The organism is Longimicrobium sp. (genome assembly GCF_036280135.1).
In the GTDB taxonomy this organism is placed as follows: Bacteria; Gemmatimonadota; Gemmatimonadetes; order Longimicrobiales; family Longimicrobiaceae; genus Longimicrobium.
Window position 1 is genome coordinate 1 of record NZ_DASURI010000481.1, and the last position, 4,250, is coordinate 4,250.

At 77.0% G+C, this 4,250-nt stretch carries 1 protein-coding gene; it reads right to left on the reverse strand.

What is annotated here, in order from left to right:
* A partial coding sequence (locus VFZ20_RS15600; protein WP_329684835.1) for an amino acid adenylation domain-containing protein occupies positions 1–4,250 on the reverse strand: 4,250 nt, incomplete at both ends.

The window sequence follows — 4,250 nt, forward strand, 5'->3', positions numbered from 1 at the left end:
AGGTCCGGCGTGCGGCCCTCGCGGTACGCCGCGTACAGGGCGGAGAGCTCGGTGGTGAGCACTCCCATGGACCAGCCGTCGCTGACGATGTGGTGCATGGTCAGCAGCAGCACGTGGTCGTCGGGGGCCAGCCGGACGAGCCGGCCCCGGATGAGCGGCCCCCGCTGCAGGTCGAGGGGCGCGCGCGCCTCCTCGGCCATCTGCCGGCGCAGCTCCGCCTGCGGGTCGGGGTGGCCGGCGGCGTCGTGCTCCCGCAGGAGAAAGGCGCCCGCCCCGGCCGGCACGATGCGCTGCGCGGGGATGCCGTCCGTCTCCGTGAAGACGGTGCGCAGCGACTCGTGGCGGGCCACGATGCCGTCCAGCGCGCGCGCGAGCGCCGCGCGGTCCAGGGCCCCCCGCAGGCGCATGGGGCGGTGGATGTGGTACGTGCTCCCCAGGCTTCCCATCTGCTCCAGGAACCACAGCCGCTGCTGCGCGAACGAGAGCGGCAGGGGCCCGTCGCGGGGCGCCGGCTCGATGGGCGGAAGGGCCGCCCGCGCCGTCCCGTCCAGCGCCCGCGCGAAGTCCGCCAGCACGGGGTGGGTGAACAGCGCGCCCAGGGCGACCTCCACCTCCATCACCTGCCGCACGCGCGAGATCACCTGCACGGCCAGCAGCGAGTGCCCGCCCAGGGCAAAGAAGTCGTCCTGGCGGCCCACCCGCTCCACGCCCAGCACCTCGGCCCAGATCTCCGCCAGCGCCTCCTCGGTGCCCTCCGCGGGGGCCTCGTACGCCCCGGCGGCGAACGCGTCGGCCGCGGGCGCGGGGAGGGCCCCGCGGTCCACCTTGCCCGTGGACGTACGCGGGAGCTGGTCCAGCCGCACGAACGCCGCCGGCACCATGTACTCCGGCAGGCGCCCGCCCAGGTGCGCGCGCAGCGCGTCGGCCGGGGCGTCCGCGTCGCCCGCCCAGTACGCCACCAGCCGCTTCTCGCCCGGGGCGTCGGCGCGCGCGACCACGGCGGCCTCCCGCACGGCCGCGTGCTCCAGCAGGCACGCCTCCACCTCTCCCGGCTCGATGCGGAAGCCGCGGATCTTGACCTGGAAGTCGCCGCGGCCCACGAACTCCAGCCGCCCGTCCGCCCGCCGGCGCACCAGGTCGCCCGTGCGGTACAGGCGCGCGCCCGGCGCGCCGCCGAACGGGTCGGGCACGAAGCGTCCGGCGGTGAGCCCGGGCCGGCCCCGGTAGCCCAGCGCCACGCCCGCCCCGCCCAGGTACAGCTCGCCGGTGACGCCCACCGGCACCGGCTCGCCCGCGCGGTCCAGGACGTAGGCGCGCGCGTTGCCCTTGGGCAGGCCGATGGGCATGCCGCGGGGGCCGTCCAGGCTTTCCCGGTCCACCACGGCGGCGAGGGAGAACGTCGTCGTCTCCGTGGGGCCGTAGCAGTTGAGCACCCGCACCGCCCCGCCCTCGCGGAGAAGGCGCTCGTACGCGGCCACCTCCGTGCGGTCGCCGCCGGTGCAGGCGTAGCGCAGGCCGGCCAGCACCTCCGGGATCTCCCGCGCGTAGTGGTTGAAGAGGGCCGCGGTAAACAGGAACGCGGTGACGCCCTGCTCCGTCATCAGGCGCCCGAACGCCCCCGGGTCCAGGAGCACCGCCTGGGGGACGACCACGATGCGGCCGCCGTTCAGGAGCGGCCCCCACACCTCCATGGTGGCGGCGTCGAACGCGGGGTTGGACGCCAGCGCCACCCGGTCGTCGGCCCGCAGGTCCAAGAAGCCGTTGGTCAGCGCCAGCTGGGTGACGGCGCGATGGGGGATCACGACGCCCTTGGGCTCGCCCGTGGAGCCGGACGTGTACATCAGGTAGGCGGCCGCCTCGCCGCCGGCCGCCGGCGTCCGCGGGCGGGCCGCCGCCCCGTCGGGGACGGCGTCGGCGTCGATGCGCGCCGCGCCCGCGACCGCGGGGACGGCCTGCCCGGCCGGGGCGAGCACGGCGCGGGCGCCGCTGTCGGCCAGCAGGAACGCGACGCGCTCCGCGGGATCGTCCGGGTTGACGGGAACGTAGGCCGCGCCCGCCTTGAGCACCGCCAGCTCGGCGGCCACCAGCGCCGTCCCGCGGGGCAGCAGCAGCGCTACCCGGTCGCCCGGCCGCACGCCGCGCGCGGCCAGGTGGTGCGCCAGCCGGTTGGCCCGCCCGTCCAGCTCCGCGTAGGTGAGGTGCGCGTCCCCGTCCACCACCGCCACGGCGTCCGGCGTCCGGTCCGCCTGCGCCTCGAAGAGCGCGGGGATCCCCGCCGCGTGGGGATACGGCGCGTCCGTACGGTTCCACCCCTCCACCACCCGCGCGCGCTCCTCGCCGGACAGGAGCGCTAGGCGGTCCACCCGCCGGCCGTCGTCGGCGGCCATGCCTTCCAGCACCCGCCGCAGGCAGCCCGCCCAGCGCGCCACCGTTTCCCGGTCAAAGAGGGCCGTGGCGTACGTCAGGCTCCCCACGATGCGGTCCTGGTCCTCCCACGCCGCGAGCGCGAGGTCGAACTTGGCGTGCACCGGCCCCGCCCCCCCGCCCGCCCCGCGCACGTCCAGCCCCGGGAGGGCCAGCCCGCCCCGCTGGGCCGCGGTCTGCCAGGTGAACATCACCTGGAAGAGCGGGTGGTGCGCCAGGCTGCGCACGGGGGCGGCCCGCTCCACCACCTGCTCGAAGGGGATGTCCTGGTGGTGCTGCGCGCCCAGGGTCCGCTCCCTGACCCGCCCCAGCAGCTCCGCCACCGTGGGCGCGCCGGAAAGGTCCATCCGCAGGGCCAGCGTGTTGACGAAGAAGCCGATGAGCCCCTCGATCTCCCGCTGCCCGCGGTTGGCCGCCGGGGTGCCCACCACCACGTCGTCCACCCCCGCCAGCCGGCCCAGCACGGTGGCCCACCCGGCCAGCAGGGTCATGAACAGCGTGGTGCCGTGGCGGCGCGACAGCGCCTTGAGCCCCGCCGTGAGCGCCGGGTCCAGCTCCAGGCCCAGCAGCGCCCCCGCGTGGTCCACCTGCGCCGGGCGGGGACGGTCGGCGGGCAGCTCCAGCACCTCCGGGGCGCCCGCGAGGGTCCGCGTCCAGTAGTCCCCCTGCTCGCGCAGCACGTCGCCCTCCACCCACCGCCGCTGCCACACGGCGTAGTCCCCGTACTGCACGGGGAGCGGGGCCAGCTCCGGCGCGTGCCCCGCGGCGTGGGCGCCGTACAGGGCCGCCAGCTCGCGGAACAGCACCCCCATGGACCACCCGTCGCTGACGATGTGGTGCATGGCCACCGCCAGGACGTGCTCGTCGGCCCCCAGGCGGACGAGCCGCCCGCGGATGAGCGGGCCCTGCTCCAGGTCGAAGGGCGCCCGCGCCGCCTCGCCCAGCACCCGCCCCAGCTCGGCGTCCGCGTCGTCGCGCCCGGCCAGGTCATGCTCCACCAGCGCGAAGCGGCTCGCCCGTGCCGGTGCGATGCGCTGCGCCGGGACGCCGTCCACCTCCGCGAACGTCGTCCGCAGGGCCTCGTGGCGGGCCACGAGGCCGTCCAGCGCCGCCACGAGCGCCGCGCGGTCCAGGGCGCCCCGCAGGCGCACGGCGCGGTGGATGTGGTACGCGCTTCCCAGGTTCCCCATCTGCTCCAGGAACCACAGCCGCTGCTGCGCGAACGAGAGGGGCACGGGCCCGTCGCGGGGCGCGGGCTCGATGGGCGGAAGCGCCGCCCGCGCGGCCCCGTCCAGCGCCCGGGCAAAGTGCTCCAGCACGGGGTGCGTGAACAGCCCGCCCAGCGCGGCCTCCACCCCCAGCGCCTGCCGCACGCGCGAGATCACCTGCACGGCCAGCAGCGAGTGGCCGCCCAGCTCGAAGAAGTGGTCGCCGCGGCCCACCCGCTCCACGCGCAGCACCTCGGCCCAGATTTCCGCGAGCACCTCTTCCGTCGTCCCCGCGGGCGCCTCGTACGCGCGGGCGGCAAAGGCGTCGCTCCCGGGCGCGGGGAGCGCCGCGCGGTCCAGCTTGCCGTTGTGCGTCAACGGCCACGCGTCCACGCGCACGAAGGCCGCGGGCACCATGTGCGCCGGCAGCGTTTCGGCCAGGTGGGCCCGCAGGGCCTCGGCGTCCGCGCCTCCGTCGCCGGTGACGTACGCCACGAGCCGGGCCTGCCCCGGCGCGTCCTCGCGGACCAGGACGACGGCCTCGCGCACGCCCGGGTGCTCCGCCAGCCGCGCCTCCACCTCGCCCGGCTCGATGCGGAAGCCCCGCACCTTGACCTG